This is a genomic window from Colwellia sp. BRX10-9 (assembly GCF_014077405.1).
GTDB lineage: Bacteria > Pseudomonadota > Gammaproteobacteria > Enterobacterales > Alteromonadaceae > Colwellia_A.
The window spans coordinates 35,536-59,595 of the sequence record NZ_JACGVV010000021.1; the positions used below are offsets into that span (position 1 = coordinate 35,536).

A 24,060-nucleotide genomic window follows, 5' to 3' on the forward strand; every position below is an offset into this window, starting at 1 on the left:
GTAAAATTAAAGCTTATTTAGCTTTATTATAATAGTTCATCAAGTTAAGCGTAGAGCAATCATGACTCGGCGAAACATTACCGCTTTGCAGCTCTTTATGAATACTTTCTGCTAAGCCCTTACCTAATTCAACGCCCCATTGGTCAAAAGAGCATATTTTCAGCACAATACCCTGCACAAATATTTTATGTTCATAGAGTGCAATTAAGTTTCCTAACGTCTTAGGGTCTATACGTTTTAAAAGAATAGTGTTGGTTGGACGATTCCCTTTGTGCACTTTATGAGGAGCCACCTTATCGATGTAATCAGCTGTCCGTCCTTTTGCTTTTAAATCAGCACGAACTTGCTTTTCATTGACGCCGGTCATTAATGCTTGTGTCTGTGCAAAAAAGTTCGACATTAACGTTTCGTGATGACCAGACACCGGCGTAACACTGGCAACCGAACCAATAAAATCAGCTGGTACAACATTATTACTTTGATGCAGGTACTGATAAAAGGCATGTTGACCATTAATACCCAGTTCACCCCATATAGAAGGTACGGTGGCATAGTCAACTTCATCGCCATTCCACGAAACAGATTTTCCATTACTCTCCATTTCAGCTTGTTGTAAATAAGCAGAGAGCATATGTAAGGTTTGATCGTAAGGAAGGATCGCTTGAGATCTAGCTCCTAGAAAAGTGGTATTCCAAACGCTGAGTAAAGCCATTATTGCTGGCATATTTTTTTCTAGTGGTGCACTTTGAAAGTGTTCGTCCATTTCATTAGCGCCATCAAGCAATTCTATAAATTTATCAAAGCCCAGATCTAACGCTATTGCTAAACCGATTGCTGACCATAATGAGAAGCGCCCTCCGACCCAATCCCACATCCCGAAGATGTTTTCTTCTTTAATGCCAAACCCCATGGCATTTTCTTTATTCGCTGTTACTGCAACAAAGTGTTTACCGACCACATTATCATCAAACGACGATGCGGTAAGCCACCTTATTGCTGTTTTAGCATTTGTCATAGTTTCGGTCGTGGTAAAGGTTTTACTGGAAACAATAAATAGCACTCTTTCTGGGTCAAGCGGACGAAGTATTTCTACGATTTGCGCGCCATCTACATTAGAAACATAATGAACATTAATGCTTTTATCACTGTAGTGTTTTAACGCCTCGGTGACCATCTGTGGACCAAGGTTGGAACCACCAACACCAATATTAACCACATCAGTAATACGCTTTCCTGAATAACCTAACCACTTACCTTCACGAACATGATTAACAAAAGCTTCCATTTTCTGTAACTGCACTTGAACGCTGGTGGTGACATTCTCACCATCAACAATGAGAGGCTCTTTGCTTTTACGGCGTAAAGCTGTGTGAAGAACAGCACGGTCTTCTGTTTTATTGATTTTTGCACCAATAAACATTTTTTCGCGCCATTCAACGACTTTACATTCACTAGCCAGATTGAACAGTGTATCCATTGTTTCAGTATCAATGAGGTTCTTTGAATAATCTAACAGTAATTTAGGTAACTCTATAGAAAACTTGTCAAAGCGTTCACTGTCTTGAGCAAACAGATCATTCATGTGCTGAGATTGTTTCTGTTGAGCAAGCTGAGTCAGCTTTTTCCAACTACTGAGTGTTTGACGACTTGACATAAATATTCCTATAGTGCATTAATTTAACCCTTCAATGTTGTACCATATTTGATAATGACAGCGCTGTCAATTTGAATTTGTATCCTTTATTTCTATAGATTAGTATAAAGGTTTGAGTTATTTTAAAATAAGTAGTTGCCGCCGTGCCAAAGAAACAATATTCTGTTGCGCTGCAGTAGGGTTACATAACAAGAATAATACACAAGGCTGTTTTAACCGATGAAAGCTACAATAAACGATGTTGCCAAACAAGCGGGCGTTTCGATAAAAACCGTTTCAAGAGTAATGAACAATGAATCATCTGTACGACAATTGACTCGAGATAAAGTCATGGAAGCCGTAAATGATTTACATTATCAGCCCAACTTAGCGGCACGAAACTTAGCGGGTACTAAGGCATACAGCATTGCTTTTATCTATGATAACCCTAACGCATATTATGTCATTGATATGCAAAATGGTATTTTAGCGGCTTGTAAACAACAAGGTTTTGAATTACTTATTCATCCTTGCCAAGCAAAATCAGTACATGTACTTGATGAAATTGCCGACATGGTTAGAAAGACACGAGTCGCTGGTTTAGTGCTCACTCCACCTTTTTCTGAAATGCCTGAATTTGTCCAAAAAATTATCGACCTAAATGTTGATGTTGTTCGGATAATGTCTGGCGATGTAGCACCCGATGAATTAGCCCCCTGCATTATGGTAAATGACCATACGGCTTCGGTAAGTATTACTCAACACCTCATTGATTTAGGCCACAAACACATTGGTTTTATTGCCGGTGAAGCAGCACATATGTCAACGGTTGAACGTTTAAGAGGTTATAAACAAGCCTTGTCTGACAATGGCATTGCACTTGATGAGCGGTTAATTATTAATGGCGAGTATTCTTTTGAATCTGGCGTACTTGGCGCAAAGCAATTAATGTCTGAAGATATTCGCCCAACTGCTATTTTCTCATGTAACGATGAAATTGCGGCGGGTGCTTTGTTTGCCGCTCGGTTAATGGGGATATCAATACCTGATCAACTTTCTATTGCTGGTTTTGAAAACTCGCCCTTCTCTCGCCAAACATGGCCACGTTTAACGACAGCAAATCAGCCGAACCAAAAAATCGCTGAAGATGCAGCCAACTTATTGATTGCAAAATCGCGTAAACAAACCCCTCAAAATAGTGTTCATCATTACACACCAAGGTTGATTGTCCGTGATTCAACCGGTAAACATAGCTCATTGAGTTAAATCTTAGCGCAATATATAACCCGCAACAAACCGGCCTTTCAATGGATAGTGTTCATCATTACACACCAAGATTGATTGTCCGTGATTCAACCGCTAAACATAGCTCATTGATAATTGCTCATTGAGTTAAATCTTAGCGCAATATATAACCCGCAACAAACCGGCCTTTCAATGGATAGTGTTCATCATTACACACCAAGGTTGATTGTCCGTGATTCAACCGCTAAACAGAGTTAATTGTCAGAAAACACTAAACTTTATCGACTAGCGTAACGCTTTAACGATAAAGTTTAGTTTGATTATCACTTGCAGCCTATGTTGATAAGCAAGTATGAAATATTACTTTTGTCTAAATGAATAAACGCCAACTTTACCATCCGCGCCTGCCGCCAAAAACATCATCTTATCGCTCGCAAGGGTATAGAAGCCTTTATCGTCTTTTTTACCTTGTGGGTTTGCTAGTACTTGCCACGTTTTTCCTGCGTTAAGCGAAATATCACTACTGGTTTTTCCTGTAGCAAGACAAATATTTCCCTGACAACTCATTGCTGAGCGCAAGCCATATTGCCCAGCATTGACTGACTGCCATTGGTTATCGGTAAAAGTTGCCATATTAGGGTAACTTGCAGGACGCTGTTCATAGTCTCCGCCAACAACAAAAAGTTGTTGCTTGGCATTTAATGCTAAACCATAACCGCCGGCGGTTTGTGTTTTAGAGTACAGTGGCACACGATCACGTTGCCATGTTTCACCAAAATCGACGCTGCTATAAACTGATGCTGAAAATCCACCCGTAGTAAGCCAAGCTTTACCTTTGTCACCAACAATTAAGGTATTACCACTGGCCGCAAAAGCGGCTTCTTTTTCAACAAATTTCGGGATATTACTCTGCTCGATACGGCGCCACGTTTTGCCACCATCACTGGTTTTTTTTATAACATAAAAGCCATCGACAGGATCTCCCATCAACAAACCATTATCACCATCCCAAAAAGCGATGGAGTCAAAAAAGCCATCTTTATCTTCATTTTGATAAAGTAACTGCCAGCTATCGCCACCATCAATGGTTTTGTAAAGTACAGATTGTTCTCCACTGCCAACCCCCATAACAATAGCGGTATGCTTATCGAATAAGGCAATATCGCGAAAACCTGTTTTTATAGGGCTATCTACTGATTTATCCAACCAAGTTTTACCTCCATCTTGACTAACAAAAACAGTCTTATTACTACCACTAACCCACAATGAATTATCGATAACAGCACTTCCGCGCAAAGAAGGTGAACCTGGCAGCACCGTATGTTGCCAAGACGGCAAATCAACGATAGTAGTGCTACTGGCAATTACCGAGTAAAAGACAGTCGTGATACTAAGAGATTTTAAGATACGAATTAAGCGAGTGCTTACTTTAACTTCTGGTAATATTGAAAGAATTGATAGCATGATAATTATTATTTTAAGTGAACATAGCGCTACTATTCAATATTTTCAAATATTTAACAAGTGATAAACATCAAACACTGACAAAGAGGCAAAGCAACAAAATTGTCAGTCATTAAGTTGTAAATACCGCCAACTTCAGCGATAGTAGAATAATAAAAATAGCCGTGATAATACTTAATTGATTAATAAAACAGTAAATTCTTATGCTAGAAGTTGATGATAAAGTACTCGCTGATATACGCCGTGGATTTTCTATTCCGGCTCAGCCAAGTTTATTAATTAAACTACAAAAAATAATGGCCGAAGACGAGCCAGACGTAAATGCGTTAGCCGATATTATTTCACAAGATGTCGGTGTAGCTTCAATTATTCTGAAAACCATTAACTCGCCCCTTTATGGATTGTCGCGCTCAATATCTGACATTCACAAATCAGTACGTTATATCGGTTTGCAGGGAATAAACTCATTAGTAACCAACACCTTGATTAAACGTAGTTTTGACCAACAAGATTGTAGTATCGCTTTAGAAGAGTTTTGGGACAGTGCCACACATATTGCCAACACTTGTGTTCATATTGGCAAAACGATTAAAGAAAAAACCTCAAAAGATAAGCTCTTTTCTCTTGGTTTATTTCATGATTGCGGCATTCCGATTATGGCAATGAAGTATAGTGACTACAGCGATACTTACCAACTTGCTTACAGCACCCCAGATAAAACACTCCCCATCACTGAAGACCAGGCTTATGGTGTAAACCACGCAACCATTGGCTATTACGTTGCCTCTTCTTGGCGATTACCTAAAGATATTTGCGAATTAATTTTAATACATCACGACCGTGATTTTCTCAAAATGAATAATCCACGTGGTCAAGAAGTTTACTATGCAATATTAAAACTGGCAGAAAACCTAGTACACAATCATAAGCACTGTCGAGACTCTGCTGACTGGCCTTATGTACAAGAAATGATTTTCACCTTACTCGACATTGATGAAGACAACTATCAAGATTATCTTGAAGACAGCGAGTCATTCGATGTAAAAGCTGATTAACCCTTGAAGCTACCTTAAATAAGTTTGTCAAATAAGCCCTTGGTTAAGTGCAATCAATACCGCCCGTGTTCTGTCTCGGGTATTAAGTTTTGATAATATTGTTGATACATGATTTTTAATTGTGCCCTCAGCAAGAAAAATACTACTAGCAATTTCTTTATTAGAGAAACCACCCGCCACCAACTTTAAAATCTGTTGTTCTTTTTCAGACAAGGCTTCAATAACTTTAGATTCATTCAAGCCTTTATTTAATTGTTTCATCACCACGGGCTCAGCCACAAAACCACCATTGGCCAGTGTTTTAACGCCATTAACGAGTTTATCTAAGGAAACATCTTTAAGTAAAAAACCATTAGCACCTGCTTGTAAGCTTTGCATAAACAGTTCGCTATCATCAAAAGTTGTTAACATTAAAATAGGCAAGGTACTGCCTTGGCTTCTTAGAATTTTAACTAACTCAATACCATTCACTTTTGGCATTCTAATGTCGAGTAACAACACATCAGGCGTTGGTTCACTGGCCAACATTTGTTGAGCGTGTTCGCCGTTTTCGGCCTGCCAAATAATACTTATATCGTCACTTAACGAAAGTAGCCCTGCAATTCCCTGTCGAACTAACTGTTGGTCATCAACAAGCGCAACATTAATCATAACAATCCTCTACTTGTATTTTTAAGGTGAAACCACTGTCATTTACAATAAGATCTACCTTGCCAGAAAAATCAATCAATCGTTCATTCATGCCAGCTAAACCACTGCCAAAGTTTTCGTTATTCTTGTTGGTAACCGTGCCATTGTCAGACAAGTTAATGACTAAGCTACTGCCCATTTTTTCACAGGCTAAAGTAAATAGGTTCGCTTTGCCATGTCGAAGCGCATTACTCACACCTTCTTGTAAACAAAACATCAGCTGTTGCTTTAGTTGCAGTGAATTAATATCAATGGATGATTTCACAGTTAACTGACAATTAGGCAATTGATTAATGAGGTTTTCAAGCGACGAAACAAGATCTATTTGTTCTTCTTCACGCATTTCTTTTACCACTTGTCGAACGTTGCTTAGCAGTGTTTTAGCCAGTTGTAAGTTTTCTTGCAGTAAGGGTTTAAATTCTTCGGAAACTTTATGTTTAGCGACCTCTAAATTCAAAGACAACGCCGTTAGCTGATGACCAATAGCATCATGTAAGTCTCGAGATATTCGTAATCTTTCTTGCTTTTTCGATGAAGCTTTCAGCATAAATCGTGTTGCTAACAACTCTTGATTAATAGCTGCTAATTCTTCTTTAGCTTTTGCTTCACGCAAGATGGTTTCTATGGCAGAGAAACCAAAAACTTGTAGCATAAAATAGATAATGACCTGAAAAAATCCAGAAATAAAACTGCCATCATAAACAATAGTAAAATGAGCGACTGTAATAAAAAACATCAACAACAATGCTTTTTTTCGGGTAAACATTGATGGTAACTGCGTCGCAATCAACACTAACAAAATAGCGGCAACATTATAAGTATCTGATGAAATTAACAATAATACCGTAACTACTTCAACCACCAGTAGTCGTTTATTTATCTTCGACTCTGCCCTTTTATCAGAAAAAATAATCCATGCAAATGAAAGATAAAAAATAATAAATGCCAACAATTTCAATACAAATGTCTGACCAAAATCAAGATTGACTAAAGACAAATAGCAAATAACTGACCAAGTAATAAAGCCAGAAAAATGTAGTAGCCAGTCTTTGCGTAAGTGCTCTGGTAATGGTGACTTCAACATAAATAAATACCTAGATAAAATGTGCAGTCTAAACCGTTAACATGCACATTTAAAACTTCATAATCATATGATTTTAAAACAAATCAATCGTAATTGCTGTGTTTTCTTTCACCATAAATTTAGCTTCTTTATATTTCGGCGCACCAAACATGCCGACATTATTACTAAAGCCATAGCCTTCTTTTGGGATCCCCATCATATTAAAATCCATTTTGTTATTGTCGTTTTCGTCTTGATACATTTTTATCGCATAGTCGCCATCAGGTACATTTTCAAAAATAGCGATTTCCTTGCCATTTTGAGCTTTAACTTTTGCATAAAAACTAGCTTTATCTGTCTTATAATCTTCTTCTGAGGCATATAAAGCGATTAAAAGGTGGCCTTTCCCTTGCTCAATATCACTGATATTGACCGTTAAGTCAGCGGCAACGGCATGCTGGCTTAATAATAAAATCATCGATAATGCACTTATTACAGAAAGCGCTAAACTGGTTACTGACAAAGAGATTAATTTTTTAAAAATCATAATGATTCCTTTATTTATATAAATTGAAAGAGGATAAGTAAATTTGTTTATTAATTCATGATCAGTGTAAAGCTAAAGCTTTTGTTAAACAGGTGCCAAAAGTCATCATTTTCACAGCAATAAAACATGACTTCTGGCACCTAAAGGTTAAAGGACATTATAAGAATATTGTTGGTTATGAAGATGAACAAGGTAACGTTGAAAGAGTGCGAGAATCACAATAGGTGCGATAACAGAGAGTGCGATATTACCTTTAAACAACCAAGATAGAACGAGCGATATCAGTACGGCGATAAATAAGTAAGCTGATTTTTTATTAATGTTTATCCGATCTTTAGTTTCTTTAATCTGTGTTTTATTGATCCCAACAAAACCATGATTTGAAAAGAGCATGGTGGTAATACCAACAACAATCATCACAATAAAAATGGCCGACTCTTGCAACATGCTGTAAAACGATAAATACCACCATTGTTGAAAAAATGCCGCTAAACCACCTAAAATCAAATAAATATTCGCTGATAGTATTAAACGGCTCATCACTATTTTAAGTTTACTGATTAACACTAACTGACAAATTCCCACCAATGCAGCTATTTTAAAAGCCAATAACCAGCTTTCATTGGATGTTTCGGTTTGCCAAAAACCAATCATTGAAAAAAGTGAAAGTGGGAGAAATTGTAATAAAGCACTGAGTTTATTTAACATACGGGCTGCCTTGTCGTTGAGTGATTAACTATTTACTTATTTTAAATAATAACGTTTCACAAGCTAAAACAAAGGTGCCAAAAGTCATGGTTTGCTTATAAAAAAATGACTTTTGGCCGAAGAAGAAGGTATCAGCACCGATACAAAACACATTAATCATCAACACCGCTAATGTGTGCCTGAGGGGGGATTAGTCACGTAAAGCTTCGGTAACAGGTAAACGCATCGCCTTTATTGCTGGTAATATCCCGCCTGATAAACCAATCAATAACGCTAACGACATTGTTTTAATCATCAACAAAACCGTAATATCAAAATTGAACATCATTTGACTCAAATTACTGGCATTTTGCGTGGCAGCCGTCCAGCCATCAAAGACAAAATATAAAGGTAGTATGCCTAACACCCCACCAACAAAAGCAATGAGCAAGGCTTCACAAAGAATCGACATTGAAATTGCAAAAGGACTAAAACCTATCGCTTTATGCGTAGCTATTTCCTTAGAGCGACTTACTATGGCGGCATACATGGTATTAAGTGCAGCCACTATTGCGCCTAACGCCATAACAATAGCAATAGGAAAACCTAACCAACGAATTAAGCGTGTTAAGTTACTGGCTTGATCAGCAAAGAATTGTTTTTCTGTTAACACTCGAATGTTTAACCTAGGGTCGTCCTGCCACTCTTTTTCTAATTGTGGTAAATCGCTAATATCTTTTAATGCTAAGCGGATAGACTGTAGCGTATTTCCTCGACGATAATCACTCTGTACCATGCCAATATCAGCCCACAATTCTGATTCAAAAACACTATTACCATCAGAAAAAATCCCGCTGATTGTCCACGCTGCTCCACCTAAGGTGATAACTTTGCCAACAATTAACTCTGGCATTCTACGCGTTATTGCCTGACCAACAATTAGCTGACGCACACCCGTAGCGAACATTTCACCTTTGACTAAACGAAAATTAGGGCGAAATTGTTGAGTCGATTTGCTGATACCTCGCAACGCTAAACTTTTCGTTTTTGTTTCTTGAGCTACGGTATCTAGATTAGAAATATAAGTCACTTCAGCATTAACAAACATTTCAGCCGATACTTGCGCCAGCCCTTGTTCATCTTTAATAATTTTTTGATTATTCGCTAAAATATTAACTTCTACTGGAAACATCACACTTTGCAATTCTGAAGAGGCTCCCGCGCGCATCACTAATACGGTATTATCTAAACCAGTACGTTCCAGTGTTTTCATCATTCCCTCAGTCATTGCCAGAACACTTAAAATAACGCCAGCAACACAAGCAATGCTTAATATACTCACCATAGAAGCAATAATACGCTGCGGGAAACTTTTAAAATTAATAACCGTTAACGCTTGTGCTTGTTTTATATTGATAAACCATGAATGCTGCGCCTTTAATGAAATATTCATGCCTTGTCTCCTAACGTTTTGCTGATAACAAGTTGTTTAATCGCTACCGCCGGAAATACAGTGCAAAAAGCGGCAGCAATATTTACCCAGGCAAATACGGTTATATAATGACTTGGCGCAATCGATATACCCGGTAAAAAATCATTAAAACTCTGGCCGACCAATGCTAGAGATAAAGAGGCAAGAATGCTGCCCGCCAAAGCGCCTAAGCCAATTAATAACAAAGCTTCTAGGTAAACACCTTGAATTAAACGTGTCGCTGAAAACCCTAAAGCTTTCATCATTGCGCTTTCATTATTACGCTCACGAATAGTTTGGATCATGGTATTGCAAACAATCAGTAATAAAGTAGAGAATACCGCAATAACCACAAGGTTAATGACCATAGCCATATCAACAAACTGTTGTGCTTGTTCTTTAATAAAAACCTGTTCAGTCGTGGTACGGGTTGGATTGTTGGTATGTGAGAACAATAAATCGATAGCAACAATAACGTCATCTACGTTGACATTTTCAGTTATTTCAGTCGATAACCACCCCAAAGAATTATTAGCATAAGCACGGCCTTTATCAAAATAAGCATGTTGGAAAAACACTTTATTATCAGCAGATGAATACTGAGCTGTTTGGTAAATGGCAGAAACGGTAAACGACCAATTAAATGAACCACTTTTATTCATCCAAATAGAAGAGCTTAATGGCACGGTATCACCGATTTTCCAACCATATTTATCAGCAAGTCCCTGACCAATAACAATACCTGTGCGCGTTTTTTTCCATTGCGCTAGTTGCTCACTAGGGATTATATATTCATCAAATAAATTGAAATAATGATGGTGGTCAACCGCAGTTACGGGTAGTTGATTTTTTTCATTTTGAAAGTACCCACCAAACCAAGATGCATAACTCACTTGTTTTACGCCCGGTAATGCCGCAATCTTTTGTTGAGTGTTAATGGGGAGAGATTGTGTCATTGATATTTTATGACTGGTCATTAAACGGTATTGATTACTACTGCTTACATTAGCCGTAAGCGCCTGATCCACTCCAGACAAGGTCGTCAATAAGAAAAAAGCCACCATGACAGAAGTACAGGTTAACCAAAAACGTACTTTTTTACGAAAGCTGTTCCGCCAAACTAATATCAGTAGGTTCATCTGCTTTCCCTCATATGACAGTTATGCTCTTCGCCAATATAAGACTCTAAATTAATCACTCTACTTGCGTAGTCAGCTGCTTTTTTATCATGTGTAACCATAACAATGGTTTTACCAAAATCGCGATTAAGTTGGTCAAGTAATGCCAGAATTTCATTGGCTGTTTTTCGGTCTAAATTTCCCGTTGGCTCATCACATAATAATATATGTGGGTCACTGACAATAGCGCGTGCAATAGCAACTCGCTGCTCTTGCCCACCAGATAACTCTTTGGGGAAATGACTAGCACGCTCACTCATGCCAACGAGCTCTAGCGCATAACTAGCATGCTCTTGTCGTTGCTTTTTATTTAACGAGGTTAACGCGAGTGGCAGTTCAACATTACCCTGCGCGCTTAACACCGGTAATAAATGATGTGACTGAAAAACAAAGCCAATGTTTTCAGCGCGCCATTGGGTTAATGCCGATTGCTTTAAATGATCAATACGCTGTGTACCAATAATCACTTCACCTGATGTCGGTTGATCAAGGCCGCCCATTAAATGCAATAAGGTGCTTTTTCCTAAACCTGATGGTCCCATTAATGCGACAAACTCACCTGATTTAATCGTTAAGTTAAAATCGTGGTGAACGACTACCGTGTTTTTACCTTTCTGGTAACTTTTGTTAATATTTTTTAATGTAATGTTATAGCTATTTTTCATCATTTTTTCCTAAAATCTGCAGAGAGGCTTTCATTAAAGTGCGGCTATATCTACGTGGTTATTTGAGCTACTAGGGAAAACATCTAACGAGCGTTGATCGTTTTTCATAAAGCTAACCTTCACCCCCATATCAGGTAAAATCCGAGGATCTGCTGTTAACAATTTCACCCTGACTTTAATGCTCGCTTTTTGACGATCTGCGGTAGGTATAACAGCAACGACTTCACTGCTAATACTCCACTGCGGATATGCATCTAATCTAGCGAATACTTTTTGTCCAGGATAAACGCGATTGATATAGCTCTCACCTACTTCAACTTCAATTTCTAACGAGCTCATATCAACAATAGTGCCGACACCGGTACGAATAAAACCACCACCAGAAGATCCCGCTGAAATAAGCTCACCCACTTGGGCATTTTTACTGATCACGACACCATCAAATGGCGCGCGAATTTTATGCTGATTTAACTGATACTGCGCCAATTCAACTCGTTGCTTTGCGGAGTCAACCATGGCTTTTTTATGACGTATTTGGATGGCGAGTTGTGCATTTTTAAAGGCACTGTCTTCAAGTAATTGCTCACTGATCAGCTTTTTGCTGGCCAGCGTCTGATCACGCTTAAATCGCTGATTTTGCTGTTTGAAAAGTAAAGTGAACTCGTCAAAACCCGCTTGCTTTGCCGATAATTCCGTTAAAGCAAGTTGGTATGAAATCGATGCTTGCTTATCATCAAGTTCGGCGAGTATTTCTGATTTACTTACCGTTTGTCCTTCCTCAATATTTAAGCGGTTTAGCTTACCCGTTACACGAGAAGATACTGTGGCTATGCGCCTCGCAACCACATGGCCGCTCGCATCAAGTACGCTGTTATTTATGGGTTCTGCTGTATTTACATCATGGGTGGTAGGGAAATGTTGTTTAATATCGACGTTAACTGACTCATTTACTCGTTTGTTATCAGTTTCAAGGTGATTAATAATTTCAGCAGCACTTGTTGGAAAAAACAGTGTCTGACCGACAAAATATAAACTTGTGCTGAGTAACGTAACAATCAAGATACTAGTATAGTTACCTGATAGTCCCGCAGCTTTAGTTTGCGGAGATCTATCAATAGTCAGCTCAGAAAGTTCGAAAGGGGTTTTACGTGTTATCGGCATTTTATTCTCCTACAAAGTTTGTAAAAGAATAAAAAAAAGTGGCGTCAGACAACAGTGCCAAAAGTCATTGTTATCAGAAAAGCTATAAATAATAAAAGCGTAAATAGGATGAAAACGTTATTCATCTATCAATAATGAATGAATAACTTGAGGTTAACCGAGTGAGTTAACGTGTGGTGAATCTTGCCCAAGACAATAATAATTCGCGAAAGTCTTCTAGCCCACAACTTGCTGACTCTTGATCGTCAAAGTCTATATCATCAGCACTGAGTGCTTCAGGTAAAGCTTCAATACCATTTAAGCTCGCGTTAGCGGCAATCGAAACATCTTTTTCAATGATTCTAACCGTGTACTCACTGCCAACAATTTCCTGCTCTTGTGCACTTGCGTGCTCGGCTTTATCGATGAGCGTTAACAACGCGGTTAATTTTTGTGGATCGTTACCTACTTCAACTTCAAGCCAAGGGCCAAAAACTTCATGTTCAAAAGAGAACTTTGCTTTTGCATAGCGAGTAGTAGGGTCGTTTATAAATTCGTATTCCATGGGATAACTCGGAAATTTTTTGATATCTTTATTATAGAATATTTATCGCACAAGGGGGAGTTAACATTTACTCTTATCCCCCTCGATGAAACGATACGAGTGATAAACTATAATGGAATTTTTTTATCGGCAAAGGCTTTGGCGATAGAAAAACGCTTGCTTGACCGTTCGCCCAATTTAACCAGCATCAAATAACAAAACGGTACCAAAAACAAACTGGTAAAGGTTGAAAACAACAAACCTCCAATAATGGCAACCGCCATCGGGTAAGCTTGGCTATCACTTGATGCTAATGCTAACGGCACCATACCAATAATAGTTGTTGCAACTGTCATAAATATTGGCCGAATACGGCTAACACAAGCGTCGATAATCGGCGTCATTATATTCTCAGCGTCTACTTTTAACTTGTTGATTTGATCGATGAGGACAATACCGTTATTCACCACTATACCCATTAAAATCAACATACCGATCAGGCCTGTTTCACCCAACCCCATGCCTAAAATAGCAAAGGTCCAGTAAACACCAATAAAAGCTAAACCAATCGAAGACAAGATAGCGATTGGCATTAATAGTGATTCAAACAGCGCTGCCATAACAATAAAAATAAGCGCTAAAGCAAGCATCATGTTCATCATCATGTCTTTCGCTGCTTTTTCGTCTTGCGCAAATTGGCGTCCTAAGTTCCAATCATAACCCGAAGGAAAAACAATATTCTCCATCACTTCTTTAATTTTCATCGAGGCTTCAACACGGCTTAAGTCAGCTAAATTAATAGAAATTCCTAAGGTGGTTCTTCTGTTTGAGCGCGTAATTTGTTGCATTATCGGTTGCGTGTCAAAAACAACGAGTTGCTGTAAAGTAATAACTCTGCCGTTACTCTCATAAATAGGTAACTCTTTAATACGTTCGAGCGGCACAGCCTGTTCAGCGTGATAGACCAAGCGAATATCAACTTCACCTAGCTTAGCATCACGAAACGAACGCAAGTTAGTCCCACGCAGTGCACTCGAAATACGACTAGCGATATCTTGGGTGTTTAAACCTAAACGTGACACTTTTTCTCGGTCGATACGCAGTACTAACTCCATGTTTTTATCTTCGTTATCGATGCCAACTTCAGCAAAACCTTCAACATTACTCAACTGACTGATCACAGATTCGCTCAATTGTATTAAACGCTTGGTTGAGCTGCCGTTTAAAGTAAGTTTGACCAAATTTTCTTTTTGTTCTGACCAGTCAAATGATGGTTCTGCAATGGCCGTATCGGGGAAACCTTTTTTAATCTCTGCTTTTAAATCATAAAGTGTTTTTGAATAACCATCGTTAAGTTTTATGCGAGACATGGCAAAATCTGACCAAATCCGGCTATTGACTTGTGTAAACTCGAAGGCTTGTTGATTATCGTATAAGTACTGCTCCATCTCATCGACTAATTTACTGACATCAGCTAACTTTTGTTGCCCTTGGATATGATAGACAATATTGATTTCTTTGACAGTTTTACCCTTTTCGCCATTAATATTGACCATTTGCTTGGTTAACACACCACTAATGCAAAGTAATAAAATGAAAACCCCGGTTGTTTTAGGGTGAGTCAGTATTCTTGTTAAATTAGGACGATACCAGCGATCTAATTTTCCTTGGGTAACAACTGACGACAAGGCCTTTTTGTTAACACGACTAAGCATTAATGGAATGGCGGTTTTTGAAATAATTAATGATGCCAATAAAGGTAAACAAATCGCCACGGCTATTTGCTCAACTAAGATGGTAATAAAGTTTTTTTCACCCATCAGCAAAGGCATAAATACAATGGTGGTGGTGAGTGTGCCACTGATAATAGCAATACTGACATTATCAACACCATGAAAAATTTTGTCTATTGAGGTTAAGGCTTTATCTTGTTGTTGAAGGATACTCTCACAAATAACGACGGAGTTATCAATCAGTAAACCAACGGCAATAAAAAGCCCCGCCAGTGAGAGCATGTTTAAGGTGTAGCCCATAAAATACATGCCAGCTAAGGCAAAACTTAACGAAATAGGCACAGAAGCAACAACAATAAAAGTAATGTGGCTATTGCGCAAAAATATAAATAAAACAATAAAAGACAAGACAATACCTAAGGCGCCCGCCTTTAACAAATCACCTAATGATTCTTGAATTTCTTCACCGCTGTTATCTTTAATTCCAATGGTAATCGCTTTAAAGTCATCTTCTTGGCGAAGCACTTCAATTAAAGCAACAATGTTATTTGTCACCTCGACAACATTAGCATCAGACTCTTTAAAGACTTCTAAGCCAACTGACTTCTTTCTATCTGTTCTAATTTCGCTATTCTTAGGAGGAGCGGTTAAACTCACTGTCGCTACTTCACTTAACCGAACACCCACTTTAACTTGAAAGTTTTTAATGTCGTCTAAACTGTGATATTCACCGTCAGGAGAAACTCTGAACTTTCTACCTCCATTGAGAATAGAGCCTGACTTCACTAAAAAATTACTGTCACGTAGATCTTGCAATAACTTTGCTTGATCAACACGATTCATCGCGAGCTTAATACTGTCCAAATGAATTTCTATATGGGGTTGAACAACGCCACGCATTTCAACTTTACCGACACCTTGAAGCCTTTCTAGCGGGTTTTTCAGTTTTTTATCGATAAAGTCATAAGCGGTGGAGAGATCTTTATTACCCGATAACACCAAGCTCATGATGGGTAGATCTTCAGTAGAGAACTTTTGTACCATTACGTTTTGCACGTCTTCAGGTAAAAGATGGCGCACCATATCGACTTTTTCTCGTACCTCTAATATTTTACTATCGAGATCACTACTAAGATCCATCATTACCTGAATAGAAGCACCGTTGGCCCGACTTCTTGACTGCATTTCAGTAATACCGCCTAAAGTCGAAACGGCTTCTTCTATCGGCCGGGTAATTAAGCGTTCAACTTCTTCAGGTGTGGCGCCGTTATACGGCACATTAATAAAAGCCATCGGAATATTCAGTGATGGCCAGCTTTCTTGTGGCAATAATTTACTGGCGACAAGCCCAGTAACAAAAAGCGACAACATCAACATAGCCGTGGTAACAGGCCGCCTTATCGCTAAAGCGGTTAACCAAACAGTTACTGGTAAGTCAAAAATGCTTTGCTTAGCTGTTTTCTTTTTAGACGTTGAATTTGTCATCTTACGCCTCGGCTACATTATTAGACGATGCGCTATTAGCTTGCTGGCTTTCAAAACCATCATTGTCAAGTTCATCGCTTTCGACAATATAGGTTTTTCGGTCAAACAAGCTATACAAAACAGGAATTAAAAGTAACGTTAGCATTGTTGCAACCAGTAAGCCGCTCATTACCGTAATGGCAAGAGGTGCTCTTAATTCAGAGCCTTCTCCACTGCTAAATGCCAACGGCGCTAAACCTAAAATAGTGGTTAAAGATGTCATAATAATCGGGCGAAAACGTGAACGACTCGCTTCCATAATAGCAGCAAGTTTATCAACACCTTGATGACGTAACTGATTAATTCTATCGACTAAAACAATGGCATTATTCACCACAATACCCGTTAGCATAATAATACCTATGAGTACGATAACGCTGATATTGGTCCCAGTAACATATAAGCCTAATACCGAACCTAACACGGCTAATGGAATAGAGAATAAAATAATAAATGGATTTAATAACGACTCAAATTGTGAAGCCATCACTAAATAAACAAGGAATACCGCTAACGCTAACGCCATCATTAAGGAAGAAAAAGAGCTTTCCATTTCTTCATTTTGCCCTGCGACTCGTGCTTTAATATTAAAAGGTAAATAGAGTTCTTTCACTAGATTTTCGGCTTTGGCGGCCGCTGCAGATAAGTCGCCATAAGCCAGTGATGCCGAAATAATAGCAACACGACTTTGGTCAATACGGTTGATTTCATTAGGGCCAATACTTTCGGTAATATCGGCAACGGCGGCTAGTGGTAATGATTTGGCCTGCTGCGAGTTAACCGTTAATTGACGAATAGCTTGTGCTGAATTTCTCGCGTTTTCATCGGCGCGCACTAGGATATCAACTTGTCGGTCTTGTAAGTTGTATTTACTCGCCACCGAGCCAGCAATTTTAGTGACTAACTGATCGGCTATATCAGACGCTTTTAACCCTAAACTTGCTAAGCGCTCATTATCAAAGCTGATTTTTAACTCAGGTTGACCGGCGCGTAAACTATTGTTTAGGTCAATAAACTGATTATCCATCGACATTGTTTGCATTAATTGGTCGCTGTATTTTTTCAAAGCCACCAGATCGTATCCTGACAAAATAATTTGCAAAGGACGCTCTGTTGTAAACATTTCTGTTTGCGCTATTTCAGCGGTGACATCAGCCATTTGAGCAACTTTCGCGCGAACCACAGCTTTAACTGATTCAAGATCATCACTGCTGTAAAGTGCCACTAACAGTTGTCCCCAGTTTTCACCGCCTTTACTGGCTGAGCTCATCATTAAGCTACCGCTACCTGCTAACGAATAGCTGTGCTTGACTCGTTTATCTTCGGCAATAGTCGCAGCAAGGTCTTTTAGCCGTTGATCAGTAACATCTATGGGCGTTCCTTGTGGCAAGGTTAACTCGATAGTAAATTCCGACTTTGCCACTTCAGGAACAAGTTCAACCGCAATTTTTGGTAATAAACTGCTGACCGCCAGCGCAAACACTAAACTAAGTGCCACTAAAATAGCTCTATTTTGCAAGGCGACTTTTAATAACCGACTGTAGGCTGACGCTAGTTTTTCAAAATAATAACTAAAAGCTTTATGTGCCGGTTTAAAAATAAAGCTGACGACCTTAGTGATTAAATTAGTAATCAATAACAAGGTTTTGGTTAATAATAAAGGTAAGTAATTAAAAACCAATAAAAGCGGAAAGGCCAAAATGTGCACGACGATATTAACGACTTTCTTTCTTCTAGTTAGCGGCACTTTATCGGTTTGTTTTTCTAATGAGTCATCATTATTATCATTTGTAGGCATTTCTTTATTTTGGCTAAATTGACGTGATGCCAGCATAGGAATTAAGGTTAGCGCCACGATTAAAGAAGCGAGTAACGCAAAAGTCACCGTCATCGCTTGGTCACTGAATAATTGCCCGGCAAAACCGGTCACAAAAGCTAAAGGAAAAAACACCGCTAAAGTGGTCAGTGTAGAAGCAATAACAGCGCCCGAGACTTCATCGGTACCCTTTATTGCCGCTTCAATAATACTGGCGCCTTTTTCGCGATAGCGCGCAATATTTTCTAGCACGACAATCGCATTATCAACTAATAAGCCAACCGCTAAGGCAATGCCCCCTAACGACATAATATTAAGACTAATGTCATTAGCAAACATTAAATTAAAGGTCGCGATAATTGAAATAGGTATCGCTAGTGAAATAATAATCGTATTGAAAAAGTTACCCAAGAATAAATATAAAATCAACATGGCAAGTAATCCGCCAATAATAGCCGCACTTTTCACTTCGTCTACCGCATTGACAATAAATTCAGATTGGTCATAAATAACCGTAAAAGTCAGTGCTTCGGGTAAAGTTTCTTCAAGCTCGGCTAATTTTTTATTTACCGCTTTTGCTACGGTTACCGTATTAGCATCGCCTTCTTTATAAATGGCCAGTTCTATCGCTTCATTATTATTGATACGAGTAATATCGGTGCGTTCTTTTTCGCCATCAATAACTTGTGCTATGTCTTTAAGATAAATAGTTTTGCCATCGGCTTGCTTAACAATCATATTGCCAAGTTGCTCGAGTGAGACGAATTGGTTCACTGTTCGAACTAAATACTCTTGCTGACCATCGTAAACACGACCTGCCGACATATTAATATTTTCACTTTGGATACGTGCAACAATACTTTGTGCTGTTATACCTCGGCGCGCAGCTTTTTCTTGATCAAATACAACCTGTATTTCTTGCTGTAAACCGCCACCAAGCTGCACAGCGGCAACACCTGAAATAGTTTCCAGCTGTCGTTTTATTTCTTGCTCAGCAAAAGTACGTATCTTTTTTAATGCCCGAGGATGCTTATTTTCAGTGGACAGCCCTAAACGTATAATGGGGTCTAGTGCGGGGTTAAAACGTAAAATAATGGGTTTATTAACATCTTTTGGCAAGGCAATTATGTCAAGCTTTTCACGGACATTCTGCGTCGCAAAGTTCATCGCCACGCCCCATTCAAACTCAATAACAACATCGGACTGTCCAGCTTTTGAGATAGAATGAACCTTGCGTATCCCTTTAACAACACCAACTGACTCTTCAATGGGTTTACTGATCAATTGTTCTATTTCAGCAGGTGCGGCGCCGGCGTTATCGGTTCTTACGGTTAACGTTGGATAAGAAAGATCGGGCAACAAGGCAACAGAGAGTCGAGAAAAACCCACCATGCCAAATAACATCACAGCGAGGGTAAACATCGCTACTGTTACCGGGCGTTTAACCACAGTACTAACAATACTCATGAATAATAATTCCTTTAGATTTAATGATTAGGTAAAAGCTAGTTCACAACTTATTAGTCTTGTGTTGCTTGATTATCAGCATTTTCCTTAACGGCGTTATTATCAGTAGTTAGTTCAACGTTCTTCTTTTGGGTTTCTTCTTCACCTATTATTTTTACAGCACTATCAATTTTCAAACCTTGCTGACCGACAATCACTACCGGTTCAAGGGCATTTAGTGGCGTTAATATTTCAACAAAGCCATCTTGTTCAAAACCGGTAACCACTGTAACTTTCTTAGCTTTATTATCTTGAATAACGAATAAGCTGGTTTCAGTGTCGGTAACAAGCAAGGCATTTTGTGGCACAATTTGCGCGTTATCATGAACATCAAGTGTTAGTGACACTTTGGCAAACATCCCTGGTTTTAAGACATGGTTATCATTATTAACTTTTAAGGTCACTTTAAAAGTCCCCGACTCGGTATCAATGATTGGTGAGATTAAGCCAACCGTTGCAGGAACTTCTTTTGCATTTGCCGGAAAGTTTAAATACGCTTGTTGACCAACATGAACATTATTCATTTCAGATTCGGGTAAATAAACAACCCCTTGTAAGGTATCGAGCGCAACAATGGTAAACATTTCACCACCAACATTAGCGGTCATATTGCCTTCTTTCACCATTCTTGAAGCAATAACACCTGATATTGGCGCTCTTACCTTTGAATCACGTACTTGTATCGCCGCCACTTTTTGTTGGTTTTTTCTTGTTTTCACTAAAAACTCAAGCTTCTCTAGATCTTTAACCGATATCAGTTGTTCACCATCTATTGGTCTACTGCGGTTAAATTCGGCAACCGCAGAATCGACATCTATAGTGGTACGTTCAAGTTCTAATAAATAATTTTCAGAATCAATTTCAGCTAAAATTTGTCCTTTGGTAACCGACATTCCCTCTTCAACTAATATCTTGTTAATCATGCCTGTGACTTTATTGGTGACTTTGCTTTCAGCTTTTGCTTCAAGCACAGCAGTTGTTCGATAAGTATTAGTGATAGTTCTATTGTCAACAAGAGTAGTTTCTACGGGCACCTGATAAACTTTCTTTTCTTTGTCTGCTACTTTTTCTTCATTACAAGCGCTTAACACTGTGACTAAGAATAGTGATAATAATAATGAAGTTGCTAGTGAATTGAGGTGCATAACGGTCCGTTGTTTTATAATTATAATTAATGTCATTTTATCCGGATCGGCAAGTAAGATACAAATAGCTTTTGAGGGTTATTAAACATTCAATTGTAACGAGTTATGATTACTAGCAAGTATAAGAATTTTATCCGTAAAAAATATTTTGAATTATTTATTAAGTCGCCACAGAAACGCTATCTATCGAACGAACATTTTTTTTCAGTATCGACATTAAACACCTACCACTAAAATAATTAAAATAATTAAAATAGTTTTAATCACCGCACACTATGGTTTACGATTAATATATAAAGTTTTTATTACTAACAAGGTTGTTGAATGTCTTTTATAAAACTGTATTTTTTAGCGATTTTTACTGCTGTTATCTTCGTATCGCCCGTTATTGCTAATGACAAAGACGAGTCCCCTGTTCGCGGGCTAACTGGCTTTGAGAACATCAACGAAAGTCAGCCTTTATGGGAGTTTGGACTTGGTGGTGGCGCTATAGAAGTCGCTAATTACCCGGCATCAAGCGAGCGAAATTTTATTGCATTAGCCGCGCCCTATGTCGTTTATCGGGGCGATGTATTTCGGGTTGGGGGTGGTGATGGCATGCGTGCAGTTGTTGTTGAAACAAGTGATTTTGAATTAGACCTCTCCTTTGGCGGTGCATTCTCTGCCGACAGTGATGACAATACATCTCGAGCTGGTATGCCTGAATTAGACTTCTTATTTGAAATAGGGCCACAATTAATTTATCGCATTAAAGACTATAAATTTTCACAAGGTGGAGATGCAAGACTCAAAGCTCGCTTGCAAGCAAGAGCGGTATTTTCTACTGATTTTGATCGCATCGACGATCGTGGTTTTGTTATAGAGCCAACCATTTCATACCAACAGCGTGGTGCAATTTTTAAAGAAGTAGGCTTAAATATCGCTTTTAGCTTAACTTTTGCGACTGAAAAATTACAAGATTACTTTTATCAGGTTGATCGCAAATTCGCCAATAGCAATCGCCAACAATATAATGCCAAAGGAGGCTATTTGGGCGCCGAACTTTCTATGGGTCTGTCATTACCCATACGAAAAAATATCCGCGCATTTATCACTGGCTCAGCACAATTTCATCAAGGTGCAGCCAACCAGAATAGTCCTCTTTATGAAGAAGACATTACTTACAGCGTCGGTATTGGCTTTGTTTGGCGCTTATACGAAAGTGACAAAAAAGCGAGTTGGTAACAAACCTTTCAATGACACTAAAACAAATAGCTACTATTGATTAAATTGACTTATAAAAAAGTTAACACTGCTCTAAACTGTAGATAATCAATTACAAAAGGAAAAAAACGATGTTCTCAATTAAAAAATTGTTCTCTTTAATGCTTAGCTTAACCTTGGTTGCTTGTGCTTCAATGGGAGATGGTAGTAAAGCAGAACAACAGCAAGAAATTATAACGATGAAAGATACGGTGCTTAACCAACTTTTTGCTAATAAACCAGATACCCGTAGCCAAATTAATTCAGCGGCAGGTTATGCTGTCTTTTCGAATGCTAATATCAATTTAATATTTATGGCAGCTGGTACAGGCTATGGTGTTGTTAAAAGTAATAATTCAGCTAAATATACTTATATGAATATGGCTGAAGGTGGTATAGGCCTTGGTCTTGGTGTTAAAGATTACCGTATTGTTATGGTATTTCATACGGCACAAGCAATGAATGATTTTGTTAATCAAGGTTGGAGCTTTGGTGGTAATGTTGATGCCGCTGCAAAAGCGGGTGATAAAGGCGGTTCAGTTGAAGGAGAAATGTATTACGGTGATGTAACTGTCTACACTTTTACTGAAAGTGGCTTAGCCCTGCAGGCAACAATAAAAGGCACTAAGTTTTGGCAGGACAGTAAGCTTAATTAACAGCCCAACTCAGTAGTCATTATCCTTAGTTAAATATGTTATTGATGTAAAGTGCACAATATGTAAATAAACCTTGTGCGCTTTAAGGGAAAATCAACATAAATTAACTTCGGTTGATGGACAACCTTAACTCTGGCTAAATTCCACTTAATTATAAAAACCATCAAGAAGATGAACTTACCTTTTTATCTATGGTCTATTTAGCCGAGTAATAAGTCGTTAACTTGAATGTTTAATAATAAGTGCTTTTATTAAAATCAATAACGTAAACAGGTATATAAAAACGGTATTTACAAGGAGGTTTACAATACAAGGTTATAAGTTTGCTATTTTTTTCTCTATTATTTTCCATATTTTTGTTGTTTTACTGTTAAGTAATACGAAAGACAAACCGATCGATAATTTCACCAAAACACCAAAAATAGTACCTATTAATAGTTTTATCTATTATAAACCGATTGAAAATAAACAAGAAAAAGTCATTTCCGTTGATAGTGAACAGAAAAAAGTAGCACAAAAAAAATTAGCCATTAAAGACGTTGCACAGCAAAAGATAGAAATTAAACCATCAAGTCCTTTAATAAAAGCGATAACTGCTCCGCTAAAAAAACAACAGCCTGAAGAGGTAAAACACCACACAACTTCCCAAAATTTATCTCGCCTTAAAGATAAAATTAATCAGCAAATAATCGACCAAGCCATGCAAAACTTCGCTAAACCTAATACAGGCTCGTTAATGCATGGTACACCGAGTTATGTTCCGCACTCTTTTGTTGAAGATACACAAAAGAAGAAGATTGGCTCAACAGCTAGTCAGGTGGGGAATGGCTTTAGTGTCAAAAAAGGTGATAACGGTACTTGTACGTTAACTGAAGATTTATCAGTTATTGGCCTTCAAGGCAAAACGACATCACAATTTAACTGTGGTTTATCAAAAGATGAGAAAAACTTTAAAAGGCATATGAAAAATGTCCTTAAAAAGTTAGGCCATTAATAAAAGATTAACCAACCGTAGCAGCTAAAAAGCATCGATAAATGACCATGCCCAATCTATAC

The 24,060-nt window shown here is 38.3% G+C and carries 19 protein-coding genes; 5 read left to right on the plus strand and 14 right to left on the minus strand.

Annotated features, from left to right (window positions below; all coding sequences use genetic code 11):
• Positions 1 to 13: 13 nt before the first annotated feature.
• Complete coding sequence (gene pgi, locus H4J69_RS12840) at positions 14 to 1,654, minus strand: glucose-6-phosphate isomerase (RefSeq protein WP_182244583.1); 1,641 nt, start codon at positions 1,652 to 1,654, stop codon at positions 14 to 16.
• A 219-nt stretch (positions 1,655 to 1,873) separates the two neighbouring features.
• Here pgi and H4J69_RS12845 point away from each other — a divergent pair, with 219 nt between their 5' ends.
• Positions 1,874 to 2,899 (plus strand): LacI family DNA-binding transcriptional regulator, encoded by a 1,026-nt coding sequence (locus tag H4J69_RS12845; RefSeq protein WP_182244584.1) that lies wholly within the window; start codon positions 1,874 to 1,876, stop codon positions 2,897 to 2,899.
• 339 nt (positions 2,900 to 3,238) lie between these two features.
• Here H4J69_RS12845 and H4J69_RS12850 read toward each other — a convergent pair whose 3' ends face one another.
• Positions 3,239 to 4,342, minus strand: a complete 1,104-nt coding sequence (locus tag H4J69_RS12850) for a YCF48-related protein (RefSeq protein WP_182242351.1) — start codon at positions 4,340 to 4,342, stop codon at positions 3,239 to 3,241.
• Positions 4,343 to 4,545: 203 nt separating this feature from the next.
• Here H4J69_RS12850 and H4J69_RS12855 point away from each other — a divergent pair, with 203 nt between their 5' ends.
• Positions 4,546 to 5,397, plus strand: a complete 852-nt coding sequence (locus H4J69_RS12855; RefSeq protein ID WP_182213620.1) for an HDOD domain-containing protein — start codon at positions 4,546 to 4,548, stop codon at positions 5,395 to 5,397.
• 27 nt (positions 5,398 to 5,424) lie between these two features.
• On the opposite strand, the gene H4J69_RS12860 is transcribed toward H4J69_RS12855, so the two are convergent.
• The 12 genes from H4J69_RS12860 to H4J69_RS12915 form a co-directional block, all read right to left on the minus strand.
• A complete protein-coding gene (locus H4J69_RS12860; RefSeq protein ID WP_182213621.1) occupies positions 5,425 to 6,048 on the minus strand; it encodes a response regulator transcription factor in 624 nt (207 codons plus the stop codon).
• On the minus strand, positions 6,041 to 7,171 hold the full coding sequence (locus tag H4J69_RS12865) for a sensor histidine kinase (protein ID WP_182213623.1): 1,131 nt from the start codon (positions 7,169 to 7,171) through the stop codon (positions 6,041 to 6,043). Before H4J69_RS12865 ends, H4J69_RS12860 begins: the two co-directional genes overlap by 8 nt.
• 73 nt (positions 7,172 to 7,244) lie before the next feature.
• Positions 7,245 to 7,697: a DUF2141 domain-containing protein gene (locus H4J69_RS12870; protein WP_182213624.1), complete on the minus strand. Its 453-nt coding sequence runs from the start codon at positions 7,695 to 7,697 to the stop codon at positions 7,245 to 7,247.
• Between the two features lie 147 nt (positions 7,698 to 7,844).
• Entirely contained in the window at positions 7,845 to 8,405 is a 561-nt protein-coding gene (locus H4J69_RS12875) for a hypothetical protein (protein WP_182213626.1), read from the minus strand.
• A 190-nt stretch (positions 8,406 to 8,595) separates the two neighbouring features.
• A complete protein-coding gene (locus H4J69_RS12880) occupies positions 8,596 to 9,837 on the minus strand; it encodes an FtsX-like permease family protein (protein ID WP_182244585.1) in 1,242 nt (413 codons plus the stop codon).
• A complete protein-coding gene (locus H4J69_RS12885) occupies positions 9,834 to 10,994 on the minus strand; it encodes an ABC transporter permease (RefSeq protein ID WP_182244586.1) in 1,161 nt (386 codons plus the stop codon). The genes H4J69_RS12880 and H4J69_RS12885 overlap by 4 nt, the downstream gene beginning before the upstream one ends.
• Complete coding sequence (locus tag H4J69_RS12890) at positions 10,991 to 11,698, minus strand: ABC transporter ATP-binding protein (protein WP_182213632.1); 708 nt, start codon at positions 11,696 to 11,698, stop codon at positions 10,991 to 10,993. Before H4J69_RS12890 ends, H4J69_RS12885 begins: the two co-directional genes overlap by 4 nt.
• Positions 11,699 to 11,731: 33 nt before the next feature.
• On the minus strand, positions 11,732 to 12,859 hold the full coding sequence (locus H4J69_RS12895; RefSeq protein WP_182213634.1) for an efflux RND transporter periplasmic adaptor subunit: 1,128 nt from the start codon (positions 12,857 to 12,859) through the stop codon (positions 11,732 to 11,734).
• 166 nt (positions 12,860 to 13,025) lie between these two features.
• The gene (locus H4J69_RS12900; protein WP_070375813.1) at positions 13,026 to 13,403 is read right to left on the minus strand and encodes a YacL family protein; all 378 of its coding nucleotides are present in this window, start codon (positions 13,401 to 13,403) and stop codon (positions 13,026 to 13,028) included.
• A 107-nt stretch (positions 13,404 to 13,510) separates the two neighbouring features.
• Entirely contained in the window at positions 13,511 to 16,600 is a 3,090-nt protein-coding gene (locus H4J69_RS12905; RefSeq protein ID WP_182244587.1) for an efflux RND transporter permease subunit, read from the minus strand.
• A 1-nt stretch (position 16,601) separates the two neighbouring features.
• Positions 16,602 to 19,922 (minus strand): efflux RND transporter permease subunit, encoded by a 3,321-nt coding sequence (locus tag H4J69_RS12910; protein ID WP_182213637.1) that lies wholly within the window; start codon positions 19,920 to 19,922, stop codon positions 16,602 to 16,604.
• Between the two features lie 53 nt (positions 19,923 to 19,975).
• Positions 19,976 to 21,106: an efflux RND transporter periplasmic adaptor subunit gene (locus tag H4J69_RS12915; protein WP_182213639.1), complete on the minus strand. Its 1,131-nt coding sequence runs from the start codon at positions 21,104 to 21,106 to the stop codon at positions 19,976 to 19,978.
• A 324-nt stretch (positions 21,107 to 21,430) separates the two neighbouring features.
• Between H4J69_RS12915 and H4J69_RS12920 the strand changes: the two genes are divergently transcribed.
• The 3 genes from H4J69_RS12920 (at position 21,431) to H4J69_RS12930 (ending at position 23,998) form a co-directional block, all read left to right on the plus strand.
• On the plus strand, positions 21,431 to 22,330 hold the full coding sequence (locus H4J69_RS12920; protein WP_182213641.1) for a MipA/OmpV family protein: 900 nt from the start codon (positions 21,431 to 21,433) through the stop codon (positions 22,328 to 22,330).
• A gap of 110 nt (positions 22,331 to 22,440) precedes the next feature.
• Positions 22,441 to 23,004: a YSC84-related protein gene (locus H4J69_RS12925; RefSeq protein ID WP_182230187.1), complete on the plus strand. Its 564-nt coding sequence runs from the start codon at positions 22,441 to 22,443 to the stop codon at positions 23,002 to 23,004.
• 700 nt (positions 23,005 to 23,704) lie between these two features.
• The gene (locus H4J69_RS12930; RefSeq protein ID WP_182221784.1) at positions 23,705 to 23,998 is read left to right on the plus strand and encodes a hypothetical protein; all 294 of its coding nucleotides are present in this window, start codon (positions 23,705 to 23,707) and stop codon (positions 23,996 to 23,998) included.
• Positions 23,999 to 24,060 lie beyond the last annotated feature (62 nt).